We start from the raw sequence: 25,199 nt of genomic DNA on the forward strand, positions 1-25,199 counted from the left end.
GGGCCGCGGTCCCGGTCGCCCTCCCCCGGTGCGGGGCGGGGACCGGGACCCGGTCACGGGAGTTCGGGCACCGTGTTGCGGATCGGGTCGCCGTCGACCCGCAGACCGCTGGTGTGCGTGAGCGCCATCTCCAGGAGGGGGTAGATCTCGAACACGCGCCCCATGCCCAGCGCCTCCAGCACGCGCGCGGCGATGGGCGCGGGCTCGGCCAGGACCACGTGCCGCCCCTCGCGGGTGAGGCTCTTGTAGACCGCGACCAGGGCGCTGACGCCGCTCGCGTCGAAGAAGTCGAGCCCGGACATGTCCACCACCAGGCAGTCGCACCGTGAGGCGTGCGCGGCCTGGAGCAGCCGATCGCGCACGCGGTCGGCGGTGGCGAGGTCGACCTCGCCGTGGACGGGCACCACCGTCACACCCGTACAGGGGAAACGCTCCTGGGCAGAGAACCGGGCATTCCTCGCCACTCGGGCCACCTCTCACCGGACGTAACCTTTCCACTACGCAACCGCGTACGAGATCGTAACCTCTCCAGAGAGACCGTGGGAGCTTTTCGTGAGAAAAACCCGCGAAAACTCGCTGATGTGACCGCAGGGACAGTCCCGTGTCACCCCGTCCGGCGGGCGGCGGGACGCACCGCGCGCGACCGCGGCTCCGACCCCTCACTTCTCCTCTCGGACACTCCGGGCACGCCCCCGCGCGTGGCCTTCCGGGCCCGAGTGCGGTAGAAGCGGTACAGGTGGCACCCCCGAGTGCCCGCGCCCACGGGCCGGGCCCGGGGCCGACCCCAGGGACAGCCCACGAGAAGGGAGGGAGCGGCGGGCCCCGGCCGACGGCCGCAGCGTTCCGCCGCGCACCCGATGACCGAAACCGCCGACACCCAGCCCGGCTGGTTCTCCCCCGAGGAGCTGGAGAGCATCCGCGGCCGCATGCCCGTCCTCTACGTCCAGGCGGTTCCCGTACGGGTGGACGAGGTGGGCCAGGTGACCCATGTCGGCCTGCTCATGCGGGCCGCGCCCGACGGCAGCTTCCACCGCTCGGTGGTCTCGGGCCGCGTGCTCTACCACGAGCGGATCCGCGACGCCCTCCTGCGCCACCTGGAGAAGGACCTGGGCCCGGTGGCCCTGCCGCGCGTCCCCGTCTCCCCGCAGCCGTTCACGGTGGCCGAGTACTTCCCCACGCCGGGGGTCACCCCGTTCCACGACGCCCGCCAGCACGCGGTGGCGATGGCCTACATCGTCCCGGTCTCGGGCGACTGCCAGCCCCGCCAGGACGCCCTGGACCTGGTGTGGTTCACCCCGGAGGAGGCGGTCGGCGCGCACCTGCGCGAGGAGATGACGGGCGGCCAGGACGTGCTGGTGCGCCAGGCGCTGGCCCACGTGGGCCACGTCCCCTGACCGGGACCTCCGGGCCCGCCGGGGCCGCCCGCCCCGGCGGGCCCGGCGGAGGCCGCCCCGCACGGTCCAGGGCCCGACCGCCGGGACGGCCGCCGTCCCGGCGGGGTCCCGGGCCCGACACGGCCGACGGGACGGACCCGGACACCGCCCCGGCGCGGGGCGCCCCGGGGTGCGTAGGCTCGTTCCATGTCCGAACCGCTCGTCGCCGACGCCCTCGCCCTGGCCGCCGCCACCGACGGCCCCCGCCGCCGCGTACTCGGCCTGGTCGGCGCCCCCGCCGCCGGGAAGTCCACGCTCGCCCGCCACCTGGTGGCCGGGGTCAACGGCGCGCTGGGCCCGGGCACGGCCGGGTACCTGCCCATGGACGGCTTCCACCTGTCCAACGCCCAGCTCGACCGGCTGGGTCGGCGCGACCGCAAGGGCGCGCCGGACACCTTCGACGCGCACGGGTACGCGGCCCTGGTGCGCCGCCTGCTCGCCGAGACCGACCACCCCGTCTACGTGCCCGACTACGACCGCGTGCTGCACGAACCCGTCGCCGCGCGGCACGTGATCGAGCCGCACACACGGCTGGTCGTGACCGAGGGCAACTACCTGGCGGGCGACGAGGAGCCCTGGGCCGGGCTGCGCGGGCTGTTCGCCCAGCTGTGGTACGTGGAGGCCGAGGACGACCTGCGCGAGCGCAGGCTGCACCGGCGCCAGCTCGCGGGCGGGGCGACCGAGGAGGCCGCCCGGGAGTGGGTGGAGCGCAGCGACCGCCCCAACGGGGAGCTGGTCAAGCGCTTCCGGGGCAACTGCACGCGGGTGGTGCGCCCGGGTCCTCTTCCCGAAGGCTGAGACCCGCCCGCGCGCCGTCCCGGGAGCCCGGCCCGGCCCACCGGTCGCGGTGTGCGGATCACCACCGCCGCCGCCCGCGACCGGGCCCGGGGGGCGCGGAGTCAGGGGAGGCGAAGGCCCGTGTGCGCGCGGGTTCCACGCTTCCGGACCCGCGGAAACCCCCAGACGGACACAGAGAACGCATATGTCCACATGGTGAGACAAATGTTTCATACAGTGGCGGGCGGGGCTAGCATCCAGCCATCCGCACCCACTGACCTGGAAAGAAGTCCCATGACGGACGTCGCCCCACGTGCACCAGAAGAGGCCGAGCCACCGGCCAATCCCAAGAGGAAGGTCCTCACGGCCAGCCTCGTGGGGACGTCCATCGAGTTCTACGACTTCTACATCTACGCGACGGCCGCGGTCCTGGTCTTCCCCGCGCTGTTCTTCCCCGAGGGCGACATGCTGGCGGCGCGGCTGCAGTCGCTGGCCACCTTCGCCATCGCCTTCGTCGCCCGCCCCATCGGCTCCTGGGTGTTCGGCCACTTCGGCGACCGCGTCGGGCGCAAGGCCACCCTGGTGGCGTCGCTGCTGACCATGGGCATCGCCACCGTCGGCATCGGCCTGCTGCCCACCTACGCCCAGGTGGGCGTCCTGGCCCCGCTGCTGCTGGCGGTGTGCCGCTTCGGCCAGGGCCTGGGACTGGGCGGGGAGTGGGGCGGCGCGGCCCTGCTGGCCACCGAGAACGCCCCTCCCGGAAGGCGCGGCTTCTACGGCTCGTTCCCGCAGCTGGGCGCGCCGATCGGGTTCTTCCTCGCCAACGGCGTGTTCCTGCTCCTGAGCCAGTTCATGAGCGACGCGACCTTCCTGGCCTGGGGCTGGCGCGTGCCGTTCCTGCTCTCGACCCTGCTGATCGTGATCGGCCTGTGGGTCCGCCTGACCCTGCACGAGACCCCGGCCTTCGCCAAGATCCTCGCCTCGGGCGAGCGGGTCAAGTCGCCGATGGTCGAGGTGTTCCGCACCAACTGGCCCGCCGTGGTGCTGGGCACGCTGATCATGCTCGCCACCTACGTGCTGTTCTACCTGATGACCGTGTTCTCCCTGGGCTTTGGCACCGACCCGGTGGCGGGCCTGGGCTACGACCGGTCGCAGTTCCTGGTGTTCCTGCTGGTGGGCGTGGTGTTCTTCGGGGTGTTCACCCCCGTCGCGGGCCTGCTCGCCGACCGGTTCGGCCGCAAGCCGGTCCTGGTCTGGGTCACCGTCGCGATCATCGTCTTCGGCTTCGCCATGGGCCCGCTGATGGGCGGCGGCGGCACGGTCGGCGTGCTGGCCTTCCTCATCGTGGGGCTGAGCCTGATGGGCCTGACCTTCGGCCCGATGGCCTCCGTGCTGCCGGAGCTGTTCCCGACCAAGGTGCGCTACACCGGCGCCTCGGTGGCCTACAACCTGGCGGGTCTGCTGGGCGCCTCGTTCGCCCCCTACATCGCGACGTGGCTGGCGGGCACCCTGGGACTGAACTGGGTCGGCGGCTACCTGGTCCTGGTCGGCGCGATCACCCTGGTGGCTCTGCTGGTCAGCCGTGAGACGCGCGACGACTCCCTGGACGACACCCCGGTGCGGGTGACCGGCCGCTAGGGCGCACCACCCCCGGGATACGGGCCGGGCGAGCACATGCCGCCCGGCCCGTTCCCGTCCTCACACGATCCGGTGCGGCAGCTCCCGGCCCCGGACGAAGGCCTCCACCGCGGCCGCCCACACCCGTCGGCGCCGTTCCTGGCACTCGCGGGTGTTGGCGGCGAACCGGGAGCTGAGCACCAGGCTGTCCAGCGGCGGGTAGGGGTTGCGCTCGCCGACCAGGTCCAGCCCCGCGCCCCGCAGGCGCCCCGCGCGCAGCGCCTCCGTCAGCGCCCCGGAGTCGATGACCTCGTTGGGCGAAATGCTCACCAGGACCGCCGAGGGCTTCATCAGTGCGAGTTCGGCCGCGCCCAGCAGGCCGTGGGTGGCGGCGTCCAGCGGCAGGGTGAGGAAGACCACGTCGGACACCGCCAGGAGCTCGTCCAGCTCCACCTGGACCGAGCCCTCGGCCCGGCGCGGACTGCGGTTGGCGTGGACGGCCGCCATGCCCAGGCCGCGCACCATGCGCGCCACCCGTGCGCCGATGCCGCCCATGCCGACGATCCCCGCGGTGCCGCCCGCGAGCTCCATCCCCTGCTCCCCCGCGCACAGCAGGTCGCCCGACCGGACGCGGGCGTGGACGGGCACGATCCTCTTGGCCACGGCCATCATCAGCGCGACGGCGTGCTCGGCCACCGCCGCGCCGGTGTACCCGGCGGTGTTGCACACGGCCACGCCGCGCTCGCGGCAGTACTCCAGGTCCACGTACTCCACGGCCGTGGTGGTGGCCACGACCAGCTCCAGCTCGGGCAGCAGGCGCAGGCTCTCCGCGCCCAGGTCCGCGTAGGTGGTGACCAGGACCCGCGTGTCCGGGCGGTGCCGGAACTCCTCGGCCGGGTCCAGGCCGCCGTCGGCGGTCTGGACCCAGTGCGCCTCCAGCGCGTCGGACAGGTGGTCCAGGGTGTCGGTGGGAAGGGGGTGCCGGTCGTTGAGCACGAGACAGCGGACGGGCCGGGTCAAACCGTTCCTCCAGGGGTGGTGGGGTGCGCGGCCGCGGCTCGGGCCTGGGCGCCGCCGCCGACCGGGTGTTCAGGGCCGGGGAGCCGACGCATCGTCCAGGACCTCCCCGACCTCCTTGTAGCGCTTCCAGGCCAGGCCGCGCAGGAACTCCTCGGCCCCCTCGCCGTGGGCCTCCCAGACGTCGGGGGCCCACTCCTGTTCCAGGTTGCGCCGGCCGGTGAGGGGATACAGGTGCTGGAAGGGCGGCGGCGGAGGCATCTCCGCCGCCACGCGCTCGGCCAGGGAGGCCAGACGCGGGCGGTCCACCTCCCCGACCAGGGCCAGGGCCTCGGCCAGGTCGGTGTTGCCGCCGCCCAGGCCGTACCCGCGGAGGGAGCCGTCCACGAGGTCGAAGCCCGCCTCCAACGCGATCCGGGAGTTGGCGACGGCGTGGCCGAGGTTGTCGTGGCCGTGGAAGCCCGCCAGGCCGGGCCAGGCGGCCCGCACCCCGGCGAAGAGCTCGGCGGCGTGCTCGGGCAGCAGCGCGCCGCGCGAGTCGGCCAGGTAGAGCCAGTCGGCGACGCCCGCCCGCGCGGCGCGCTCGGCCGCCTCGGCCAGTTCCCCGGGTTCGTAGGCGGTGACGCTGATGAGGTTGAGCGAGCAGGTGACGCCGGTGGCGCGGACGGCCTCGGCCGCGGCGAGCACGTGGTCCAGCCTCTCCACGAGGCAGGTCAGGCGGACCACGTCGAGCACCTCGGCGCGGGGCCGCAGCAGGGCGGCGACCTCGTCCGGGCTCCTGCCGTTCACACCGAGCATGGCGACGACGCGGGCCGGTCCGGCGTCCTCGCCGACCTGGCGCAGCAGGTCGGGCGTGCACCGGAGCGTGGGTGCGCGCCCGGGGTCGTCGCTGATGTAGCCGACCTCCACGTAGGGCACGCCCACCTCGCCCAGGACCTTGGTGTGCTCGCGCACGGTGGCGTCGGTGAAGCGCCAGTCGTTGAGGTAGCCGCCGTCGCGCAGGGTGACGTCCAGGATCCGGGGTCGCCGGGGTTCGGCGTCGGTGTGTCGAGCGGGCACGTCATGCCTCCTGACAGGCGCCGGACATTCACCCTAAGTAAGTTGACCGATACCCAGGGGAATCAAACATCCCGTCCCGACCGGGAACGCCCCGGGCCGCCCCCTCCGGCCCGGGAGGGGCCTTTCGGCTGTTTGCGCTGGTCGTCCCGGGGGGTAGTCGGGGAGCGGGGACCTTCGCCGACGACGCGCGGGCCGCGTCCCCGGGCCCGCGAACCGCGCCGACGGCGGAGGGAGGACACGGGGGCACTCTTCTCGGGGGAGCTAGCGATGGCTGGATCAGAGGGCGCCGACCGGATGAAACCGCCGCCGGTGTCGGTCACGGGACCGGTCGCGCCGCCGGAGCAGCGGGGGCCGTCCGACGAGTACGCGGGGACCGACCGCCTCGCCGACGAGCAGGAGCTGTTGGAGGGCGCCGACATCATCGAGGGCGACGACGGGGCCAGCTTCACCGTCCTGGAGCGCCAGACCTGCTTCAACCTGCTGGCCACGCGCGGCATCGGGCGTGTGGCCTTCACCATCGAGGGGGACGCGGCGCCCACGGTCCTGCCGGTGAACTACACGATGGTCGACGGCGGCATCGTGTTCCGCTCCACGCTGGCCGGGGCCATCATGCGCCACGCGCGCGGGTACGCCGCCTTCCAGGTGGACAGCCTCGACGAGGAGCGCCGCGAGGGGTGGAGCGTGCTGGCCAGCGGGCCGTGCGCGTGGATCCGCGACGCCGCCGAGCTGGCGCGCCTGCCGCGGGGCGGCCTGCCCCGGCCCTGGGCCGAGGGGGAGCGCGACCAGGTCCTGAGGATCACGCCCGGCAGGCTGAGCGGACGGCGGATCCACCGGCGCTGACCCGGCCGAGCCGACCCGAGGGGTTCGGGGGCCGCCACAGGACCTGACGGGCACCGGGCCGGGCCCGGAACCCGCCGCCGCGCGGCCCCGCGCGGCGGTCAGTCGGCGGGGCGGTGCAGCAGGAACGCCCCGGCGTAGGCGGGCCGGTCCGCGCGCTGGGCGTCGGTGGCCACGTACTCGTCCAGGACGGCGACGATGCGGCGGTCCAGTTCCGCCACCTCCTCGTCGGACAGGTGCAGCACGAAGCGCGCGTAGACGCGCACCGACTCCGGTCCGGCCTCGCGCAGCTCCTGCTGGAAGGCCTCCACCGGCGCGGCGGCCGAGCCGGTGTCGGTGTCCAGAAGGGGCCCGTCCAGCCACCAGGTCTCCCCGGTGGCCCGGTAGGGCTTCTCCAGCGCGCCGCTGGCCCCGGTGCGCACGGACCCGGGCAGCAGCAGGCCCGCGTCCACGAGCTGGCGGACGTGGTAGAGGACCGTGCCCGGGGTGACCTCCAGACGGTCGGCCAGCTCCTTGTTGGTGAGCTCCCGGGTCAGGCAGAGCCGCAGGATGCGCACCCGCAGCGGGTGGGCCAGGGCCTTGGCCTCCTGGACCGTGGCCGGTCGTCGCGTGCGCGGACGGGGCGCGGCCCCGCTCTGTTCCGGTTCTGCCATGGCCCGAGGGTAACAACGGTCGGACCGCGGTCGAGCTCCGCGAAATCGATTGAGCTTTCTCAATCGATCTGCCATTCTCGATCGCATGACGGACGACACCCCCCTGCACGCCGCTCCCCCGCCGACGCCGCGCCCCGCGCCGATGGGCACCGCCTTCTGGAACCTGTGGACCTCCTCCGCCCTGTCCAACCTCGCCGACGGCGTCCTGAAGACGGCGCTGCCGCTGGTGGCGCTGCGCTTCACCGACTCCCCCACCCTCATCGCCGGGGTGACGTTCGCGCTGACCCTCCCGTGGCTCTTCTTCGCGCTCCCGGCGGGCGCCCTGGCCGACCGGCTCGACCGGCGCCGGACGATGCTCGGCGCCAACCTCGCCCGGGCGCTGCTGCTCGGCGTCCTGGCGCTGTCCCTGGCCCTGGACCTGGGCTCGGTCTGGCTGCTGTACGCGGTGGCGCTGTGCGTCGGGGTCACCGAGACCCTCTACGACACCTCGGCCCAGTCGATCCTGCCGCAGGTGGTCGGCCGCGACCGGCTCCCCCGGGCCAACGGGCGGCTGCACGCCGCCGAACTGACCGCGAACCAGTTCCTCGGGCCTCCCCTGGGCGGCCTGCTGGTGGCGGTGGGCACGGCGGCGGCCTTCACCGCTCCGGCGGCGCTGTGGCTGGTCGCGGTGGGCGCGCTGCTGCTGGTGCGCGGCCGGTTCCGGACCGCGCGGGCCGCGCCCGCCACCCTGCGCGCCGACATCGCCGAGGGGCTGCGCTTCCTGTGGCGCGACCGGATCCTGCGCTCGTTCGCGGCGATGGTGGGCGCCAGCAACTTCGCCAGCAACGCGGCCTTCACCGTCTTCGTGCTCTTCGCGGTGGGGCCGGACTCGCCCATGGGCCTGTCCGAGCCCGCCTACGGCCTGCTCATGACCGCCGTCGCCGCGGGCAGCGTGGTGGGCGCCCTGTGCGCCGGACGGATCGAGCGGCTGCTGGGACGCACCCGGGCGCTGCGGGCCTGCGTGCTGACCTTCGCCGTGCTCGTGGGCCTGCCCGCGGTGACCGCCGACCCCGCCCTGGTGGCGGCGGGCTTCTTCACGGGCGGGCTGGGGATCGCGGTGTGGAACGTGGTCACGGTGTCGCTGCGCCAGCGGATCACCCCCGACCCCCTGCTCGGCCGGGTGAACAGCGCCTACCGGCTGCTGGCCTGGGGCACCATGCCGCTGGGCGCCGCCACGGGCGGCCTCCTCGCGGAGTTCCTCGGCCTGACCTGGGTTTTCGCCTCCATGGGGCTGCTGTGTCTGGGACTGCTCGCCGGGCTGGCCAGGTTGGACGACGCGGCCCTGGCCGCAGCGGAGCACCGGGCCGACGAGGGCCGGCAAGCCCCCGGGGACCGGTGAAAACCGGTGGACTCCCCCGCCCGCGCGGTGGAGCATGGGGGACCTTGACTTCCTCTCCTGCCTGAAGGCTGGAGATTGCGGAACCGCCTACCGGTGGTTCGAGGCCGGGGCCTCGTCACGGGTCGCCCCGTGGCCTTCCTGCTTCGTCGCCGGTCGCCCCGTCCGGGAGGACTCCCGTTGAGGTCTCACACCAGCTCCACAGGCAACGACCGCCAGCCCGGCGGCTTCGAGATTGAGCGCCGCGTTCACATCCCGGTCATGGGCCACCCCACAACCGGGGCACGTCCACGTCCGTACACGCAGCGGCAACGACGTGTGCACGTACCCGCACCCGGGGGTCGAGCACAACTTGGAAGAGGGGAAGAACCGGTCCACCACGACCAGATCGCGTCCGTACCAGGCGCACTTGTACTCCAGCATGCTGCGCAGCTCACGCCAGGACGCGTCCGAGATCGCCCCGGCCAGCCTCCTGTTCTTGACCAGGTTGCGCACGGCCAGGTCCTCGATCACGACCGCTTGGTTCTCGCGGACCAGTCGAGTAGAGAGCTTGTGCAGGAAATCCCGACGCCGGTCGGTGATGCGGGCGTGCACCCGCGCCACCTTGCGCCGCGCCTTGGCTCGGTTGGCCGAACCGGGCTGTTTGCGGGCCAGCGCTCGCTGCGCCCGGGTCAGCTTCGCTCGGTCTCGTCGCTCGTGGCGGGGGTTGGCTACCTTCTCCCCGGTCGACAAGGTCACCACGGAGGTGATTCCGGCGTCGACGCCGACCGCGTTGTTAACAGCCGGGGCCGATGTGATGGTGTCCTCGCACAGCAGGGACACGAACCAGCGTCCGGCCGCGTCCCGCGACACCGTGACCGTGGACGGCCGTGCCCCTTCGGGCAGGGGCCGCGACCACACGATGTCCAGCGGTTCGGCCATCTTGGCCAGGGTCAACTGCCCGTCGCGGTAGCGGAACCCCGACCGGGTGTACTCCGCCGAGGCCCGCGACGTCTTCTTCGACTTGAACCGCGGATACCGCGCACGCTTGTCGAAGAAGTTACGGAAGGCCGTGTGCAGGTGGCGCAGCGTCTGCTGGAGCGGGACGCAGGAGACCTCGGTGAGGAAGGCCAGCTCCTCGGTCCTCTTCCACGCGGTCAGCGCCGCGGAGGAGTCGGTGTAGGAGAGCCCCCGCTGTTGGGTGTTCCAGGCGGCGGTGTGTTCGGCCAGGGCGCGGTTGTAGACCAGGCGCACGCACCCGAACGTGCGCGACAGCTCAGCCGCCTGCGCATCGGTCGGGTAGAAGCGGTACCGAAACGCCCGCTTCACGCTCTTGCTGGTCATGGCACACACCGTAGCGACCGCCCTGCGATCGGGTGAGGGAAATCTAACAGAAGGTGACAGGAAGGAGAGGGCGTTTCCTCCGCGTCCTGAAGGACGGGGTATCCACGCCCAACAAACAGATGACCCCACCCGAGGAAGAGGTGCTGGAGGGCGGCAACGTCGCCGGCCAGGTGGTGCGCGTGGGACGGACCGTGCGCAAACCGTGGCGGCGCTCCTCCCCTTCCGTGCTGCTCCTGCTCACGTACCTGCGTGAGTGCGGCTACGAGGCGTCCCCTCCCGCGGTCGGCAGGGACGAGCGGGGCCGCCAGGTGCTCGGGTACGTGCCGGGGACGATGGCGGACCGGATGGCGCCGATGACGGAGGAGGAACTGCGTCGGCTGGGCGGGACGATCCGCCGCCTCCACGACCTGACCGCCGCGTACCGGCCCCGGGAGGAACCGGTGTGGGAGGTGCCCATCCCGCACGAGCGCGAGGAGCTCGTCTGCCACAACGACCTGGCGCCGTGGAACCTGGTGCGCGACGGCGACGACTGGACCTTCATCGACTGGGACTGCGCCGGTCCGGGCACGCGCATGGGCGACCTCGGGTACGCCGCGCACGGGTTCGTGCCGCTGCACGGGGGCGGGGACCCCCGGCGCGACGCGCGGCGGCTGCGCGCCCTGGCCGACGGGTACGGGTGCGACGGGGTCCAGCGCCGTGAGCTGCCCGACGCGGCCCTGGGGCGCGTGCGCGGCATGTACGACCTGCTGACGGAGGGCGCGCGGACGGGTGAGCAGCCGTGGGCGCGCCTGCACGCGGAGGGGCACGCCGACCACTGGGGACCGGCGTCGGAGTACGTCGAGCGCAACCGCCGGATGTGGCGGGAGGCGCTGCTGCGCTGACGGAGGCCTCGCACCACCAGCCGCCCCCGCGGACGCGACGCCCGCGGACCTGCCCATGCCTTCCGCCCGGGCACCACCCTCAGCGGACGTGGTGTACGGGCCCTATCCCGCCCTCCGCCCCGCCCCGTGGACGCGAGCGCACCCCGGCGCCCTCCGGGACGCGGCGGGCGCACGGGTGCACCGGGCCCGCCGGAGTCGGGACCGGGACGTCGGGGCTAGGACGCGCTCCACACGAAGGCCGCCGAGATCGGGTGGCCCCGGAACCTCTCCCACCTGGGCTTGGCCGCCACCCAGGTGTCGTCCACGGTGCCCTCCGCCATCTCGGCCAGCCGCCACCCCGCGGCCGAGGCGGCGCGGACGTGGTCGCTGATGAGGTGGACGTGGGTGGCGATGGCGATGTCCTCGCCGGAGGCGTCGGTGTAGTGGGTCGGCATCCCCGAGACCATCGAGAACTGCGGGTGGTAGGCGACCAGCACGCACGTCCCCCCGGGCCGGACGAGCCGCCGGGCCTCGGCGTAGAAGGGCGCCAGGTCCGGCAGGTGCTCGTCGATCAGGGAGGCGATGACCAGGTCGTAGGCGGCGCCGGGCAGACCCGTGTCGCGCACGTCGCCCCGGGTGAGGCTGTCGTGGGCGCCGCGCCTCTCGGCCAGCGCCAGCATGCCGGAGCTGAGGTCGACGCCGTCCACGCGCCCGGCCCCGCGGCCGCGCAGCCACGAACCGGTGCGGCCGGTACCGCAGCCCAGGTCGGCGGCGCGGGCGACCGCCGACCAGTCGGGGACGGTGAGGCCGTCCAGGAGGGCCAGGTCCATGGCGTCCAGGACGGAGTCCTCGTAGGTGCCGGACCAGCCGTCGTAGCCGGTGGTCACGTCAACGGTGCGGTAGTGGCGGGTGTCGAAGTCCGCGAAGTCGGGCATGGGGGCGAGTATGGCGTGGTCGGCCCGGTCGGGGCGAACCCTTTTCGGGCGGGCCCGCCGCCGGGAAAACCGGTTGCCGCCGCCGCGGGAGTGCTCCTAGGTTGGTCGCCATGTGCTGCTTCCAGGCGATCATCAGCCGGGCCCACGCCTGGCCGGTGAGCTGCCACACCCACGTCGTCCGGCCCCGGTCCCCGCACCTGGGCCGGTAGTCCGCCGCCCCGGCCGCCGAGAACCCCGCCCGCGGGGTCCGTCCGGCCCGCCGGGAGCCCCGCCCCTCCCTCCGCCTCGCGCACGCGTCCCCCACCGCGTGTCCGGGCGGCGCGGGGAGGGGTGCGCCGTCCGCCGCCGTTGGCGCGGGCGCGCCCACGCGCGCCCGCACGGCGGTCGGCCCGGCGACGACCACGGACGGCACCTCCTCCTTCCCGTGTGACCCTCCGGTCCAGGCACAGTCGCGTCCCTTCTTCCCTCGGACGGGCTGCCCGGACCTCCTTTCGCGTTGTCGCCCGCCGTGTGGCGCGCCCGTCCGTGCCGCCCGTCCTCGTCGGCCGCCGCAGGGTGGCTGGAACGGACCTTCCGTGGCACGTACCGAACGCTCACGTCGCACGGGTGCCGGTGGCAACCGGCGCCGCTTCTCCCAGAACTTCCTCGCCGATCCGGGCGCGGCCCGCCGCGTGGTGGCGGTGTCCGGGATCGGCCCGGCCGACCTGGTGGTGGAGGTGGGGCCGGGTGAGGGCGCCCTCACCCGCTTCCTGGCCCCGGCCGCCCGCCGCGTCCTGGCCTACGAGATCGACCCGCGCCTGGCCGAACGGCTCTCCGCGCGCTACCGCGACCCCGCGAGCGGGGTGCGGGTGGTGCGGGCCGACTTCACGCGGGTGCGCCCGCCTCGGGGCGAGTTCCACCTGGTGGGCAACATCCCCTACGCGCGCACCGCGGACATCGTGCGCTGGTGCCTGGACGCGCGGGGCCTGGCCTCCGCCACCCTCGTCACCCAGCTGGAGTACGCGCGCAAGCGCACCGGCGGGTTCGGGCGGTGGAGCCGGTTGACGGTGCTGACCTGGCCGGAGTGGTCGTGGTCGCTGGCCGGGCGGATCGACCGGCAGCGGTTCCGGCCGGTGCCCCGGGTGGATTCGGGCATCCTGGTGCTGCGCAGGCGCCGGACGCCCCTGGTGGAACCGGGGCGGATGAACGGCTACCGGCGCCTGGTCGAGCTGGGGTTCGGGGGCGCGGGCGGATCGCTGGGCGCGTCGCTGCGCCGCGCCCGCCCCGCCCGGCGGGTGGACCGGGCGCTGGCCCGGGCCGGGGTCGCGCCGAATGTCCCCGTCGGGCACGTGGACCCGGGGCAGTGGCTGGAGGTCTTCCGGGCTCTGGAGGACTGAGCCCGCGCGTCGCGCGACCGCCGCACGCACGCCCGTCCTCGTCGGGAGGACGGGCGCGTTTCGCCCTATTCTGGGCGCATGCGCGCTCCTCTTCTCCCCCTGTCCCTCGCCCTCGTCCTGTCCGCGCTCGGCTGCGCGGCGCAGGAGTCGTCGGGGGCCTTCGACGAGTCGTACCGCGTCGCCCACCCCGTCGGCGCCTACGAGCACGAGTTCCGCGGGGAGGCCGACGTCGTCTACACCGTGGACGACGTCTCCTTCCCCGGGGACGGGCGCGCGGACTTCACCCTGGAGGTGGAGGTGCCGGACCTGGGTCGGGTGCTCGGTTTCGGCGAGTTCGAGACCATGTGCGAGGCGGGCGGAGCCGAGACGGCCGCCGAGGGCGAGATCACCCTCGGCGAGACCGAGGCGGGCTCCTACGCGTTCCCGATGGCGTGCGACGTCGCGCCCGGGAGCGAAGAGCTGAGGATCGTCGTCCGCCACGACGGCGAGGAGATGGTGTTCACCGGGCCGGTCGGCTGACCGGCCCGGGCGCCCTCAGCCCAGGAAGTCCAGGAGGGCGGCGGTCAGCTCGGCCGGCGCGTCCTCCTGGACGAGGTGCCCGGCCCCGGGCAGGACGCGCAGACGCGCCCCGGGGATCGCGGCGGCGAGCCGTCGGCCGCGGTCCAGGGGAAGCCAGGTGTCCTCCTGGCCCCACACCACCAGCACCGGCAGGTCGAGGTCGGCGTAGGCGTCCTCGACCTCGGCGGTGTGGCGCTCGTCCGCCTGCGCGATCTGCCGGTAGAACGCGGGCTGGCCGTCCGCGCCCAGCCAGGGGCGCACGAGCGCGTCCAGGACGTCGCCGCGGGGTTCGCGGTGCGCGGCGGAGGAGACGTAGGCGCGCACCAGGGCCTCGTGCAGGTGCGGGGGCAGCGCGGCGAACACGCCGGCGTTGGCGTTGACGAGGCGGAAGAAGTCGCTGCCCCAGGGGCGGACGCTGACCGCGTCGACCAGGGCGAGGCGGTCGTAGGCCGCCCCGTCCAGGACGGCCGAGCGCAGGGCCACGGCACCGCCGAAGTCGTGCGCCACCACGGCGGGGCGCTCCAGCCCCCAGTGGTCGAGCAGGGCGGTGAACGCGGCCTGCTGGGCGGCCAGCGACACGTCCTGCCCCTCGTGCTTGGCCGAGGCCCCGTAGCCGGGCATGTCCCACACGTGGACGGTGTACCGGGCGCTCAGGGCGCGGGCGACGTGGCGCCAGACGTGGGAGGAGAAGGGCGTGCCGTGCAGCAGCACGACCGGGTCCCCGTCACCGAACCGGGCCCAGCGCACGGTTCCGTTGGGCGCCTCGAAGCCCCGGTCGAGTGTCCAGGCGTCTCCGCTCATGTTCTGCCTTTCCGTCACGGGGTCGCGGGCCGTACCGAGGGTAGGGCGCCGCGGTGACGTTCCGGTGCTCCCGGGCGGGCCCGCGCGCGGGAGCGCGCCACCGCGCCCCGCCCGGGCGGCTACACCCTCAGGACGGCGAAGCACTCCCCCGGCACGGTGACGGTGGTCCCCGCGGTCCTGGGCTCGCCGTTGGCGAGCAGGAGTTCGCGCGGGGCCGCGTCCAGCTCCACCTCGGCGCCGTCGGCGTCCAGGTTGCACACCACGCGCAGGCTTCCCCGGACCAGGACGAGCTGGCGTCCGCCGCCGCCCACCTCGACCGAGGAGCGGTCCAGGCGCGGGTCGGACAGCTCCGGTTCCACGCGCCGCAGGGCGATGAGCGCCCGGTAGGTGTCCAGGACCAGCCCGTGCGGTTCGCGTCCGGGCTGGGACCAGTCCAGGACGGCGCCGTCGCGGGTGGCCGGGTCCATGGGGTCGGGGATCTCCTCCTCGGCCCACCCCAGCGCGGCGAACTCGCGGCGGCGACCCTCGCGCACGCCCCTGACCAGGTCGGGGTCGGTGAAGGAGGCGAAGAACGGCCAGGGCGTGGTGGCCGCCCACTCCTCCCCCATGAAGACCATGGGGGTGTAGGGGGAGCACAGCACCAGCGCGGCGCCGCAGGCGAGCAGGCCCGGGGAGAGGTGTTCGCCCATGCGGTCGCCCCGGGCCCGGTTGCCGATCTGGTCGTGGGTGCTCAGGTAGGCCAGGAAGCGGCTGCCGGGGACGCGCGCGGTGTCCACGGGCGCGCCGTGGACGCGGCCTCGGAAGCTGGAGCGGGTGCCCGCGTGCCAGAACGCGCGGGTGAGCGCGGCGGGCAGCGCCCCGGGGTCGGCGAAGTCGGCGTAGTAGCCGTGCGTCTCCCCGGTGAGGGCGACGTGCAGGGCGTGGTGCAGGTCGTCGGACCACTGGGCGGTCATGCCCAGGCCGCCCGCCTCGCGGGGCAGGACGGTGCGGGGGTCGTTGCGGTCGGACTCGGCGACCAGGGACAGCGGCCGGTTGAGGGCGGTGGCGAGGGCGTCCACCTCCTCGGCGAGTTCGGCCAGCAGCGGGGTGGCGCGGTCGTCGCGCAGGGCGTGCACGGCGTCCAGGCGCAGTCCGTCCAGGTGGTAGTGGCGCAGCCAGTCCAGGGCGTTGTCCAGGACCGTGCGGCGGACCGGGTCGGAGTCGGGGCCGTCCAGGTTGAGGGAGGGGCCCCAGGCGTTCTCGCCGCAGAAGTAGGGGCCGAAGCGGGGCATGTAGGCGCCCGAGGGGCCGAGGTGGTTGTAGACCACGTCGAGCAGGACGGCCAGGCCGCGGCGGTGGCAGGCGTCGACGAGGGCCTTCAGGGCGTCGGGGCCTCCGTAGGGGTCGTGGACGGCCGCCCACAGGACGCCGTCGTAACCCCAGCCGTGGGTGCCGTCGAAGGCGTTGACCGGCATGAGTTCGACGTGGGTGACGCCGAGGTCGACCAGGTGGTCGAGGTGGTCGGCGATGGCGGCGAGGGTGCCCCGGGGGGTGAAGGTGCCCACGTGGAGTTCGTAGACGACGCCGCCCGCGAGGGGGCGCCCGGTCCAGTCGGCGTCGGTCCAGGCGAAGGCGGCGTGGTCGTGGACGCGGCTGGGGCCGTGGACGCCGTGGGGCTGGTGGAGCGAGCGGGGGTCGGGCAGGGGCTGGGGGTCGTCGTCCAGGAGGTAGGCGTACTCGGTGCCGGGCCCGGCGTCCTCGACGCGGACGCGCCACCAGCCGTCGTCGTCGCGCCGCATGGCGACGTCGCGTTCCCCCGTGCCTCCGCGGCCCGGCGTGCCGCCGTGCTCCCCGGTGCCGTACAGGCGCAGGCGGACGCGTTCGCGGTGGGGCGCCCACACGGCGAAGTCGCCGCGGACGCCGACCCCCGCGACGGCGGGGCGGGCGAGGGCGTCGGATGTGGTCGGGGTGGTCTGGGCTTCGCTCACGGGGGGTGGTCTACCCGGCTTGCGCGCCCGCCATCCGCGGCTGCCGGTGTTGCCCGGACCTGCCCATTTCGGCCGCCGCGTCCCTGACGGCGGGCCCGGGGAGACCTCCTCCGACCGACCCTCCCCTGACCGGCCGCTCCCCCGGTCCCGGGAGCTCGCTCCCGGCGGGACTCTCCCGTGAGGGCCCCGCTCAGCGGAGCGGACGGTAGAGGTGCAGGCGCACCGACGCCGTGACGGCCGCGGGTTCGGGCAGGGCGGCGATGCGGGCGCGCAGGTCCCCGGCGTCGATGTGGCGGGCGCTGGGCCCCATGCCGACGACGGTCGCGGCGTCGGCGTGGTCCAGGTCCATGGTGAAGCGCAGGTCCTCGGCCCCGGCGGGGGCGAAGTGCCCGTGCAGCGAGTCGGCGAGGCGCTCGTCCTTGCGCGGGTCCACCTCCAGCAGGCCCAGCGGTCCGCGCAGTTCGGCGAGGTGGTCGGCGGCGGGGACGAGGACCAGCAGTACCCCGTCGGCGCGCAGGACGCGGTGGAACTCGGCGGCGTTGCGCGGTGCGAACACGTTGAGCAGGGCGTCCGCGGAGCCGTCGCGCAGCGGCAGGCCCCGCCAGGCGTCGGCGGTCACGGCGCCGCCGCGCTCGTGCGCCCTGGCCGCCTTGCGCGCGGCGAACTTGGAGGCGTCGGCGGTCAGCCCCACGGCGTCGGGCAGGGCCTCCAGCACCCGGGTCAGGTGGTGCCCGGTCCCGCCGCCGATGTCGGCGACCAGCGGGGCGGGCGCGGTGAGTTCGCGGGCCAGGGCGGCGGCCAGCGCGGCGGAGATCGGGGCGTGGTGCCCGGCCTCCTGGAACCGGAGGCGGTCGGCGACCATCTCCCGGCTGTCACCGGTCCCGGGCGGCGTGGCCCCGGTGAGCAGGCTCGCGTACCCCTCCTTGGCCACGTTGAAGCTGTGCCCCGCGCCGCAGGAGAGCCCGCGCTCGCCCGGGTCGAGCCCGCGTCCGCAGGAGGGGCAGGCCAGGGCCGCCGCGACGGCCGCGGGCATGCGCAGCCTGGGGCCGGTGGTGTGTGGGGTGTCGGTACGCGCCATGATCGCGGCAAGCCTACCCGCGCTCCGGAGAGGCCGGGGCGCAGCGGAGCGACGCCCCGGTTCTCCTCCGGTGCGCCTCCCCGACCGCTCCGCGCCGCTGTGCGGTGAGGACCGCCTCCGGACGGCGCCCCTCACTCCCGGGTCAGGACCGCCACCGGGTACCGGTCGAGGACCTCGGCCAGGTGAGCCAGGCTGGGACCGTCGGCGCTGTCGGGCGCCACGGCCCGGCCCGTGAGCCGGTCGGTCCACGTCCCCGGCCCCGAGGGCAGCGCCACGACCGTGTCCGCCCAGCCCCCCGCGTCGGCCAGCCCGATGGGCAGCCGGGTGGCGACCACCGCCAGGTCGGGCCGGTCGGCTCCGGCCGAGGTCCGCGCGAAGGCCAGGGCGTGGTCCCGGGCCGGGCCGGAGGCGGTGAGCGGCAGGTACCCCCGGGGGCGCAGCTCGCGGCGCGCGCGCAGGCACGCGCGGACCAGGTGGAGCTTGGCCGCGCCGGTGGCGTCCACCGGCGGGCGCCAGCCGTCCTCGATCCGGGTCAGCAGGTCCGCGCGGGCCTGGTGGTCCACGGGCCTGCGGTTGTCGGGGTCCACCAGGGACAGGTCCCACAGCTCGGTGCCCTGGTACAGGTCCGGGACGCCCGGGCCCAGCAGTTGCACGGCCTTCTGTCCCAGGGAGTTGCTCCACCCGGCCCCGCGCACCGACTCCACCACGGAGACCACCTCCCCGCGCAGGGCCCTGTCGCCCAGCACCCGCGCGGGCCAGGAGCGGACGCGGTCCTCGAAGTCGGGGTCCGGCTCGGTCCAGGAGGTGCCCAGCCGCGCCTCGCGGGCGGCCTTGAGCAAGTAGTCGGCCAGGCGCTCCTCCCCGATGGGCCAGGCGCCGACCAGGGTCTGCCACCCCAGGAGGTTGAGCGCGGGTTCGGGCAGGGCGCACCGCCCGGTCCAGCGGCGCACGGCCTCGGCGAAGGGTTCGGCCACCTCCGACAGGGCGGCCAGGCGGGCGCGCACGTCCTCGGAGCGCTTGGTGTCGTGCGTGGACAGGGTGGTCATGGTGTGCGGCCGGGCGGCCTCGCGGCGGGCCGCGCCGTCGTGGAACTCGCGCGGCGTGACGGCGAAGTCGGCGGGGTCCCCGCCCACCTCGTTGAGGGCGACGAACCTGGTGGTGCGGTAGAAGGCCGTGTTCTCGGTGCCCATGGCCACGACCATCCCGCTGGTCTGCTGGATGCGCCGTGCGGCCTCGCCCCGGGGGTCGCGGCGCACCCGCATGTCGAGGGCCTCCAGGTCGTGGGCCAGGTCGGGGCGGCGCCCCATGGCGGTCTCCACCGCCCGGGCCCAGTCGCGCTCGCCCTCGGGCAGGTAGGAGCGGTACACGTCGAAGGCGCACAGCAGCTCGGCCACGGCCTCCTCGCGGCGGCGCACCGCCTCGGGCGAGGGCACCTCCCGCCCCCGTTCCGGCCGGGGCGGCAGCAGGGCGGCGATCCGCCGCACCTCGGCGCGCAGCAGCACGGTTGCGGCGTGGCGCCGGGCGCGCAGGTCGGCCTCGGCGACGTCCACCTCCACCCCCTGGTCGAGGGCGAGGGTGGTGAGGTCGGCCTCACCGGAGGGGTCGACGAACACGCCGCAGAGCTCGCGCAGGGCGTCGTACCCGGTGGTCCCGGCGACCGGCCAGGACTGCGGCAGGTCCTCGCCGGGGGCGAGGATCTTCTCCACCACGACCCAGCCGCCGAAGCGCTCGGCGAGGCGGCGCAGGTAGCCGCCGGGGTCGGTGAGCCCGTCCACGTGGTCCACCCGCAGACCGTCGAGCTGGCCGAGCTCGGCCCAGCGCAGGATCTCGGCGTGGGTGGCGTCGAAGACCCCCGTGTCCTCCACCCGCACGGCGGCCAGTTCGCTGACGTCGAAGAACCGGCGGTAGGTGAGTTCGCCGTCGCCGCGCCGCCAGGACACCAGCCGGTAGTGCTGGCGCTCGTGCACCGCCTCGACGGAGTCGCCGGGTTCGTGGGTGCCCGGGGCCAGCGGGTAGCGCTTGTCGTGGTAGGCCAGGCAGCCGTCGGCGAGGACGAGGTCGGCCAGGGCGGCCCGTCCGCCGTCGCCGTCGTCGCCCAGCACCGGGATGAGCAGGGGTCCGGCGTCGAAGTCGATGTCGAAGCAGCGCGCGTACACCGAGTCCCGGCCGTGGGCGAGGACGTCCCACCACCAGCGGTTGGCGTCGGCGCGCACCACGGACATGTGGTTGGGGACGATGTCGGCGACCACGCCCAGGCCCAGCTCGTGCGCCTTGGCGGCCAAGGCCTCGCGGGCGGCGTCCCCGCCCAGCTCGGGCGAGACCCGGGTGGGGTCGACCACGTCGTAGCCGTGCTGGGAGCCCGGCGCGGCGGCGAGCATGGGGGACAGGTAGACCGCCCCGGTTCCCAGGCGGTCCAGGTAGTCGAGCAGGTCCGCGGCGTCCTCCAGGGTGAACCCGGGGCGCAGTTGGAGGCGGTAGGTTGACGTCGGAGCGGTGGACGTGTCGTGCGTGCTCATCACGCATCTACCCGTGCCCGTACCGTCCGCGTGTCATGCACGCCGGTCCGCGTGAGCGCCATGCCACACGGGGCCGCCTTGGGGGTGGTGGTCCACCGATGGTTAAATTCTTCGGCGGTGCTCCATCACCAGCGACGACGCGCCCGTTCGGGGACGCGCGGCGGTGAACGCAGACCAGGACCACCGACACCGACGAAGGGGATAGAAGCAGTCGTGCTCCCGTCCAACAAGCGCACCAAGACCGGCGTCCTGCGCCACAGCGGGGCCTCCAGGGGGGCCGCGTCGGCCGCGCTGGCCGGCCTGCTGCTGGCCGTGACCGCCTGCGGCAGCGACCAGGCCGTCCCGGACAGCGCCGCGCCGGAGGTCCCCGAGGGCCTGGAGTGCTTCTCCGGAAGCCTCTCGGGTGCCGGCTCCAGCGCCCAGGAGAACGCGATGACGACCTGGATCGCCGGTTACCAGTCCGCCTGCGACGACGCGCGCGTCTACTACAACTCGATCGGTTCGGGCGGCGGGCGCAGCCAGTTCATCGACGGCGCGGTGGCCTTCGCCGGGACCGACGCGGCGATGGACCCGGACGAGAACGCCGACGCCAGGGAGCGGTGCGGCGGCTCGGACGTGGTCAACCTGCCCGCCTACGTGATCCCGATCGCGGTGGTGTTCAACCTGGAGGGCGTGGACTCGCTGAACCTGCGCCCGCAGACGCTGGCCAAGATCTTCAACCAGGAGATCACACGCTGGAACGACCCCGAGATCGCCGAGGACAACCCGGACGCGGACCTGCCGGACATGGCGATCACCCCGGTCAACCGCTCCGACGACTCGGGCACCACGGAGAACTTCGCCAACTACCTCAGCGCCGCGGCGCCCGACGCCTGGCCGCACGAGCCGAGCGGGCAGTGGCCGCTCACCGCGCGCGAGTCGGCGCAGGGCAACAGCGGTATCGCCGACACGGTCGAGCGGGCCGAGGGGTCCATCGGCTACGTGGAGATGTCGCACGTGCACGGCATGTCCACGGTGGACATCGGCGTCGGCGGCGAGTTCGTGGAGATCTCCCCCGAGGCCGCCGCCCAGGTGGTCGCCGAGTCCCCGCAGCGCGAGGACAACCCCAGCGAGTACGACCTGGCGCTGGAGCTGAACTACGGCACGACCGAGGCGGGCAGCTACCCGCTGGTCCTGGTCAGCTACGAGGTCGTGTGCCTGGACTACCCCGACGACGCCCAGGCCGAGCGGGCCAAGTCCTTCCTGCGCTACGTGGTGAGCCCGGAGGGGCAGTCGGCCGCCTCCGAGGAGACCGGATCGGCCCCGGTCAGCGACGCCCTGCGCGAGAAGCTCCTGGAGTCGATCGCCGCCGTCGGCTGAGCGGTCGCGCCCACGCGGCGGTGACACGGCGGACCCGGGCCCGGCCCGTGCCGCGGTCGGGGACCGCGCGGCGGTGAGGCGGCGGGGTCCGGCCGCGCGAGCCGCGGGAACGGACGTCACGGGCACGTCGCCGAGGCGGCGTGCCCGTCGCGCGCCCGGCGTCGGGTACCTTGAGTACCGGCCGCGTCGCCCTCGGTCATCCCCGGGATGCGGGGGCGCTCGGCGGGGTCCGCCCGCTCTCCGGGTCGATGTCTTCCCCCATCTGCCCGGCCGCGGTCGGACCCCGGGAGGCGGTCAGCCGCGCTCGCGGCGCAGCCGCTGGCGGGCCCGCGCCCATCCCGAGCGCAGCCACCCTCCGGACCGCGCGGCGCCGGTGCGCTGCTCCTCCCCCGTCCCGTACTCCCACGTCCCGCGCTCGCCCGCCGGGCGCTCCTCGGTCCCGGCCCGCGGGGACGGTGCGGCCACCTCCGCCGGTTCGGGCTCGGTGCGCGGGGGCGGCGGCACCGAGCGGTACAGCGACAGGTCGGTCAGCGTCTCCTCCCCGGCGTGGATCCGGTAGCGGCCGTGCAGCGCGGCGACCACATCGCCCAGGTCCTCGTCCTCCTCGCGGACCCGCAGGGCCCGGGCCAGCGCCCGGGTGCGCCACAGCCGCACCCCGGCGTCGCGGGTGGGCGAGGCGGCCGGGAAGAGTTCGGTGAGCCCCGCGCGGGCGCGCTCGGCGCTGGCCAGCAGGCGCGACAGGGCGACCTGGCCCAGGCCCCAGGAGACCGGGACCTGGAGCAGGAACGGTGAGGGGAAACCGGTGCGGGGCGCGGACGTGGCGAAGGAGATCCGGGGTTCGCGCAGGTAGTTGGCCTGGATCAGCCGCAGGTCCAGGTGGGGACCGCCGACGTCGCGCCGGGCCCGGCCGTCCACCGCCCGCAGCCGCCGCGCCCCGCGCGCGCCCCCTCCCTCCTCGGCGCCCTCCCAGTCGGCGACCAGGGTCAGGGCCAGGTCGGTCTCGGCGCTGTCCAGGAGCCGGTCCACGCAGCCGCGGACCAGGTCGTAGGGCGCGCCGGAGACCTCGACCACGGCGTGCACGAGCGGGATGCGGCGCCGGTGGGCCGGTACCCGCTCGCGGTAGGCGTGCGGGTGCGGCATGAACTCGGCGAGGACCTCGGTGCGGAAGCGTTCGGAGGGCAGCCGGGTGCGCGCGGTGCCCGCGCGGCCCACGTGCCAGCCGGTGGCGGCGGGTTCGGGCAGCAGGACGGCGCCCGCCTGCCAGAGGCGGTAGCCGAACTCGGTGTCCTGGCCCAGGTCGAGATCGGGGTCCACTCCCCCGGCGGCCTCGTACAGGCTGCGGCGCACGGCCGCCGCCGCGCCGACGTAGGCGTGGAAGCCGAGGTGGTCGGCGTCGCGCAGGCCGTCGCTCCCGGTGAGGACGCGCTCGACCCACGCGTGGTGGCGGCCGGTGTCCAGGGCGCCGTGCAGGGCGTCGGTGCGGGCCAGGGCCAGGACGTCGGTGGGGCTCTGGGGCCCGGTGTCGGCGAAGCGGACCCGGCCGAGCGTGACGGCCTCGGCGTGCACGTGGTGCCAGCGCGCCTGGGCCTCGACGAACTCGCGGCACACCACCATGTCGGCGTCCATCCACAGCAGGACGTCGCCGGTGCTGGAGTGGGCGCCGTAGGCGCGGGCGTACCCGGCGCCCCAGCCGCCGTCGGGGACGGTCAGGACGCGGCAGTGCGCGGGACGCAGGTCGGGCAGGCGCAGCGCCGGGGAGGAGTGGTCGTCCACGACCACGACCTCCATCAGGTCCTCGGGGTAGGTCTGCGCGGCCAGGGAGGCCAGGGCGAGGTCGAGGCGGCGCTGCCCCCCGCGCGCCGGGATGACGACGCTGACCCTCAGGTCGGGGGTCCAGCGTCCGATGTCGGGCGGTGTCAGCGCACTCCAGTCGTTGCGGAAGACGCGGGTGAGGACGCGTTCCACCCGGCCACGGTGCGACACTCCGTCAACATGAGACCCTACGTGCTTATTCAGTGACACATAGTAACCATACCCTCGCTCGGCTCCACCGCGGAGGCCTTCGCCCATGTGTCAGGAAACGGGTCCGCGGCGAACGGACCGGGCGCACGGGCGGGGACGCGCCGCACGGGTTCGGGCGGCGCGTCCCCGACAGGAGGTGCGCGGTCAGCGGCCCTGGTCGCCCTGCGCCCTGAGCATCCGGACGCCGAGGTAGACCACGCCCGCGAGCAGGGCGGCCATCAGGAGCCAGACCAGGAGGCCGACCACGACGGACAGGACCCAGAAGAAGGCGATGACGACCGCGACCGCGGCCGCGACCCTGAACACGAGACGTCCCATGGGCGGCAGGATACGCGGAGCGCGCCGCCGTCCGGAACCCGCGTCCCCGGACCGCTTCGGGAGGGGCGCCTTGGCCCGCCCCTCCGGCACGGCCCCGTACCCACGGCGCGTCCGGAGCCTCGGCACCGGCCGTGAGTACAGGGCCGTCGCGGACCGGAGCCCCCGCGTCACACGGGCGACGGTTCCGGCCGGTCCTCTAGCCGACGCGGACGGCGACGGTGAAGACGCTGTCCCAGTAGGCGGCCAGGGAGACCTCCTCCAGCGGCTTGGACGGGTTGGAGCCGTGGATCATGTTGCCGTTGCCGGAGTAGATCCCCACGTGGCTGGGCGAGGACTCGCTGTAGAAGAACAGCAGGTCCCCGGGCTGGACCTCGTCGCGCGAGACCCGGGTGCCGGCGTTGACCTGGTCGTAGGTCGTGCGGGGCAGGTTGACCCCCGCCTGGGCCCACGCGGCCTGGACCAGGCCCGAGCAGTCGTAGCCGTCGGGACCGGTGCCGCCCCAGACGTAGGGCTTGCCGATCTGGGCGCGGGCGAAGTCCAGGACGGCCTGGACGTCACCGGAGGCCGCGACGGCCTCGCCGCCGCCCGTGGAGGCCTCGGAGGCGGTCGGGTCCTGCCCGTCCAGGCTCTCCAGGACCTCGGACTGCTCGTCCAGGGCGGCCTCGCCCTCCTCCTTGGCCGTCTCGGCCTCGGAGAGCGCGGTGGAGGCGTCCGCCTCCGACTCCGCGGCCTGGTCGCGCAGGTCCTCGGCGCGCTCCACCTGGGCGACGTAGTCGTCCAGGACGGCGTCCTGTCCCATGGACAGGAAGTTCAGGTCGGCGATGTTCTGCAGCGACGCGTCCGGGTCGCCGCGGAACAGGACCGTGAGGAGGCTGTGCGTGGACCCGGTGTAGGCGGTCTGGGCGATCCCGGCGACCGTGCCGGACATGGTCTCCAGTTCCTCCTGGGCCCTGGCGAGCCGCTCCTCGACCTCCTCCAGTTCGGCCTCGGCGGCCGCGTGGTCCTCCTCGGCCTGGTTGTAGGCCTCGTTCAGGGTCGAGAGCTCCTCCTGGAGCTGCTCGTAGCGTTCGCGGGCCTCCTCGGCGGTGGGCTCGGCGAAGGCCACGCCCGAGGACAGGACGACGGCGCCCAGGGTGGCGCAGCCGACCGTCGCGACACGGCGCCTGCTGCGCCTTCCGGGCTCGGGGTTGCGAGTCAAGGGACCGACTGCCTTTCTCCCACACCCGTCTACCAGCGCAGGGCATCCCGAGGACGCGCCGTGGCGAGGGCGCGTGGGAATGCGGTGAGGGGGATCCCGGCGGGCGGCGCTCAAGGGGGC

22 protein-coding genes are annotated in these 25,199 nt (G+C 74.6%); 9 read left to right on the top strand and 13 right to left on the bottom strand.

Annotated features, from left to right (window positions below; translation table 11 throughout):
* Positions 1 to 53 precede the first annotated feature (53 nt).
* Positions 54 to 413 carry an STAS domain-containing protein gene (locus tag EV372_RS26250; protein WP_019607103.1) on the bottom strand — a complete coding sequence of 120 codons (360 nt, stop codon included), beginning with the start codon at positions 411 to 413 and terminating at the stop codon, positions 54 to 56.
* A gap of 444 nt (positions 414 to 857) precedes the next feature.
* On the opposite strand from EV372_RS26250, the gene EV372_RS26255 reads away from it, so the two are divergent.
* The 3 genes from EV372_RS26255 (at position 858) to EV372_RS26265 (ending at position 3,848) form a co-directional block, all read left to right on the top strand.
* A complete protein-coding gene (locus tag EV372_RS26255; RefSeq protein ID WP_013153283.1) occupies positions 858 to 1,394 on the top strand; it encodes an NUDIX hydrolase family protein in 537 nt (178 codons plus the stop codon).
* A 186-nt stretch (positions 1,395 to 1,580) separates the two neighbouring features.
* Positions 1,581 to 2,231 carry a nucleoside/nucleotide kinase family protein gene (locus EV372_RS26260; protein ID WP_130398246.1) on the top strand — a complete coding sequence of 217 codons (651 nt, stop codon included), beginning with the start codon at positions 1,581 to 1,583 and terminating at the stop codon, positions 2,229 to 2,231.
* A 273-nt stretch (positions 2,232 to 2,504) separates the two neighbouring features.
* Positions 2,505 to 3,848, top strand: coding sequence for an MFS transporter (locus EV372_RS26265; RefSeq protein ID WP_197044324.1), 1,344 nt, complete (start codon positions 2,505 to 2,507; stop codon positions 3,846 to 3,848).
* A gap of 60 nt (positions 3,849 to 3,908) precedes the next feature.
* Here the strand turns inward: EV372_RS26265 and EV372_RS26270 are convergent, their stop codons facing one another.
* Both EV372_RS26270 and EV372_RS26275 read right to left on the bottom strand, forming a co-directional pair.
* Positions 3,909 to 4,847 carry a 2-hydroxyacid dehydrogenase gene (locus tag EV372_RS26270; protein ID WP_486484062.1) on the bottom strand — a complete coding sequence of 313 codons (939 nt, stop codon included), beginning with the start codon at positions 4,845 to 4,847 and terminating at the stop codon, positions 3,909 to 3,911.
* A gap of 69 nt (positions 4,848 to 4,916) precedes the next feature.
* Complete coding sequence (locus tag EV372_RS26275) at positions 4,917 to 5,903, bottom strand: beta/alpha barrel domain-containing protein (RefSeq protein WP_130398247.1); 987 nt, start codon at positions 5,901 to 5,903, stop codon at positions 4,917 to 4,919.
* Positions 5,904 to 6,170: 267 nt separating this feature from the next.
* On the opposite strand from EV372_RS26275, the gene EV372_RS26280 reads away from it, so the two are divergent.
* Entirely contained in the window at positions 6,171 to 6,743 is a 573-nt protein-coding gene (locus EV372_RS26280) for a pyridoxamine 5'-phosphate oxidase family protein (RefSeq protein ID WP_486484063.1), read from the top strand.
* Positions 6,744 to 6,841: 98 nt separating this feature from the next.
* On the opposite strand, the gene EV372_RS26285 is transcribed toward EV372_RS26280, so the two are convergent.
* A complete protein-coding gene (locus EV372_RS26285; RefSeq protein WP_130398248.1) occupies positions 6,842 to 7,393 on the bottom strand; it encodes a winged helix-turn-helix domain-containing protein in 552 nt (183 codons plus the stop codon).
* A gap of 142 nt (positions 7,394 to 7,535) precedes the next feature.
* Between EV372_RS26285 and EV372_RS26290 the strand changes: the two genes are divergently transcribed.
* Positions 7,536 to 8,771, top strand: coding sequence for an MFS transporter (locus EV372_RS26290; protein ID WP_130399129.1), 1,236 nt, complete (start codon positions 7,536 to 7,538; stop codon positions 8,769 to 8,771).
* Positions 8,772 to 8,858: 87 nt separating this feature from the next.
* Here EV372_RS26290 and EV372_RS26295 read toward each other — a convergent pair whose 3' ends face one another.
* Positions 8,859 to 10,091, bottom strand: a complete 1,233-nt coding sequence (locus tag EV372_RS26295; protein ID WP_197044325.1) for an RNA-guided endonuclease InsQ/TnpB family protein — start codon at positions 10,089 to 10,091, stop codon at positions 8,859 to 8,861.
* A 119-nt stretch (positions 10,092 to 10,210) separates the two neighbouring features.
* Here EV372_RS26295 and EV372_RS26300 point away from each other — a divergent pair, with 119 nt between their 5' ends.
* Complete coding sequence (locus EV372_RS26300) at positions 10,211 to 10,972, top strand: phosphotransferase (protein WP_130398249.1); 762 nt, start codon at positions 10,211 to 10,213, stop codon at positions 10,970 to 10,972.
* A 215-nt stretch (positions 10,973 to 11,187) separates the two neighbouring features.
* Here the strand turns inward: EV372_RS26300 and EV372_RS26305 are convergent, their stop codons facing one another.
* Positions 11,188 to 11,886: a class I SAM-dependent DNA methyltransferase gene (locus EV372_RS26305; protein ID WP_130398250.1), complete on the bottom strand. Its 699-nt coding sequence runs from the start codon at positions 11,884 to 11,886 to the stop codon at positions 11,188 to 11,190.
* A 575-nt stretch (positions 11,887 to 12,461) separates the two neighbouring features.
* Between EV372_RS26305 and erm the strand changes: the two genes are divergently transcribed.
* Entirely contained in the window at positions 12,462 to 13,262 is an 801-nt protein-coding gene (gene erm / locus EV372_RS26310; protein ID WP_130398251.1) for an ErmE/ErmH/ErmO/ErmR family 23S rRNA (adenine(2058)-N(6))-methyltransferase, read from the top strand.
* A gap of 78 nt (positions 13,263 to 13,340) precedes the next feature.
* Positions 13,341 to 13,781 (top strand): hypothetical protein, encoded by a 441-nt coding sequence (locus EV372_RS26315; protein WP_130398252.1) that lies wholly within the window; start codon positions 13,341 to 13,343, stop codon positions 13,779 to 13,781.
* Positions 13,782 to 13,796: 15 nt separating this feature from the next.
* On the opposite strand, the gene EV372_RS26320 is transcribed toward EV372_RS26315, so the two are convergent.
* The 4 genes from EV372_RS26320 to treY all read right to left on the bottom strand — a co-directional run bounded on the left by EV372_RS26320 (position 13,797) and on the right by treY (position 20,182).
* A complete protein-coding gene (locus tag EV372_RS26320; protein ID WP_130398253.1) occupies positions 13,797 to 14,621 on the bottom strand; it encodes an alpha/beta fold hydrolase in 825 nt (274 codons plus the stop codon).
* A gap of 119 nt (positions 14,622 to 14,740) precedes the next feature.
* The gene (treZ, locus tag EV372_RS26325; protein ID WP_130398254.1) at positions 14,741 to 16,588 is read right to left on the bottom strand and encodes a malto-oligosyltrehalose trehalohydrolase; all 1,848 of its coding nucleotides are present in this window, start codon (positions 16,586 to 16,588) and stop codon (positions 14,741 to 14,743) included.
* Between the two features lie 190 nt (positions 16,589 to 16,778).
* Positions 16,779 to 17,621, bottom strand: a complete 843-nt coding sequence (locus tag EV372_RS26330; RefSeq protein WP_486484139.1) for a putative RNA methyltransferase — start codon at positions 17,619 to 17,621, stop codon at positions 16,779 to 16,781.
* A gap of 176 nt (positions 17,622 to 17,797) precedes the next feature.
* On the bottom strand, positions 17,798 to 20,182 hold the full coding sequence (gene treY / locus EV372_RS26335; RefSeq protein ID WP_130398256.1) for a malto-oligosyltrehalose synthase: 2,385 nt from the start codon (positions 20,180 to 20,182) through the stop codon (positions 17,798 to 17,800).
* A 213-nt stretch (positions 20,183 to 20,395) separates the two neighbouring features.
* Here treY and pstS point away from each other — a divergent pair, with 213 nt between their 5' ends.
* Positions 20,396 to 21,541 carry a phosphate ABC transporter substrate-binding protein PstS gene (gene pstS, locus EV372_RS26340; protein ID WP_130398257.1) on the top strand — a complete coding sequence of 382 codons (1,146 nt, stop codon included), beginning with the start codon at positions 20,396 to 20,398 and terminating at the stop codon, positions 21,539 to 21,541.
* A 294-nt stretch (positions 21,542 to 21,835) separates the two neighbouring features.
* Here pstS and EV372_RS26345 read toward each other — a convergent pair whose 3' ends face one another.
* The 3 genes from EV372_RS26345 to EV372_RS26350 form a co-directional block, all read right to left on the bottom strand.
* Positions 21,836 to 23,506, bottom strand: coding sequence for a glycosyltransferase family 2 protein (locus EV372_RS26345; protein WP_130398258.1), 1,671 nt, complete (start codon positions 23,504 to 23,506; stop codon positions 21,836 to 21,838).
* A 201-nt stretch (positions 23,507 to 23,707) separates the two neighbouring features.
* The gene (locus EV372_RS29180; protein WP_156095252.1) at positions 23,708 to 23,881 is read right to left on the bottom strand and encodes a hypothetical protein; all 174 of its coding nucleotides are present in this window, start codon (positions 23,879 to 23,881) and stop codon (positions 23,708 to 23,710) included.
* A 196-nt stretch (positions 23,882 to 24,077) separates the two neighbouring features.
* On the bottom strand, positions 24,078 to 25,079 hold the full coding sequence (locus tag EV372_RS26350) for a C40 family peptidase (RefSeq protein WP_130398259.1): 1,002 nt from the start codon (positions 25,077 to 25,079) through the stop codon (positions 24,078 to 24,080).
* Between the last annotated feature and the right edge of the window lie 120 nt (positions 25,080 to 25,199).

The sequence above is a fragment of the Nocardiopsis sp. CNZ308 genome, from assembly GCF_004217075.1.

What these genes read in the sequence shown, in the direction of transcription:
- EV372_RS26255 (WP_013153283.1), top strand. Translation starts at nt 858, where the DNA reads ATGACCGAAACCGCCGACACCCAGCCCGGCTGGTTCTCCCCCGAGGAG.
- EV372_RS26260 (WP_130398246.1), top strand. Translation starts at nt 1,581, where the DNA reads ATGTCCGAACCGCTCGTCGCCGACGCCCTCGCCCTGGCCGCCGCCACC.
- EV372_RS26265 (WP_197044324.1), top strand. Translation starts at nt 2,505, where the DNA reads ATGACGGACGTCGCCCCACGTGCACCAGAAGAGGCCGAGCCACCGGCC.
- EV372_RS26280 (WP_486484063.1), top strand. Translation starts at nt 6,171, where the DNA reads ATGGCTGGATCAGAGGGCGCCGACCGGATGAAACCGCCGCCGGTGTCG.
- EV372_RS26285 (WP_130398248.1), bottom strand. Translation starts at nt 7,393, where the DNA reads ATGGCAGAACCGGAACAGAGCGGGGCCGCGCCCCGTCCGCGCACGCGA.
- EV372_RS26290 (WP_130399129.1), top strand. Translation starts at nt 7,536, where the DNA reads ATGGGCACCGCCTTCTGGAACCTGTGGACCTCCTCCGCCCTGTCCAAC.
- EV372_RS26295 (WP_197044325.1), bottom strand. Translation starts at nt 10,091, where the DNA reads ATGACCAGCAAGAGCGTGAAGCGGGCGTTTCGGTACCGCTTCTACCCG.
- EV372_RS26300 (WP_130398249.1), top strand. Translation starts at nt 10,211, where the DNA reads ATGACCCCACCCGAGGAAGAGGTGCTGGAGGGCGGCAACGTCGCCGGC.
- EV372_RS26305 (WP_130398250.1), bottom strand. Translation starts at nt 11,886, where the DNA reads ATGCCCGACTTCGCGGACTTCGACACCCGCCACTACCGCACCGTTGAC.
- EV372_RS26315 (WP_130398252.1), top strand. Translation starts at nt 13,341, where the DNA reads ATGCGCGCTCCTCTTCTCCCCCTGTCCCTCGCCCTCGTCCTGTCCGCG.
- EV372_RS26320 (WP_130398253.1), bottom strand. Translation starts at nt 14,621, where the DNA reads ATGAGCGGAGACGCCTGGACACTCGACCGGGGCTTCGAGGCGCCCAAC.
- EV372_RS26330 (WP_486484139.1), bottom strand. Translation starts at nt 17,621, where the DNA reads ATGCCCGCGGCCGTCGCGGCGGCCCTGGCCTGCCCCTCCTGCGGACGC.
- treY (WP_130398256.1), bottom strand. Translation starts at nt 20,182, where the DNA reads ATGAGCACGCACGACACGTCCACCGCTCCGACGTCAACCTACCGCCTC.
- EV372_RS29180 (WP_156095252.1), bottom strand. Translation starts at nt 23,881, where the DNA reads ATGGGACGTCTCGTGTTCAGGGTCGCGGCCGCGGTCGCGGTCGTCATC.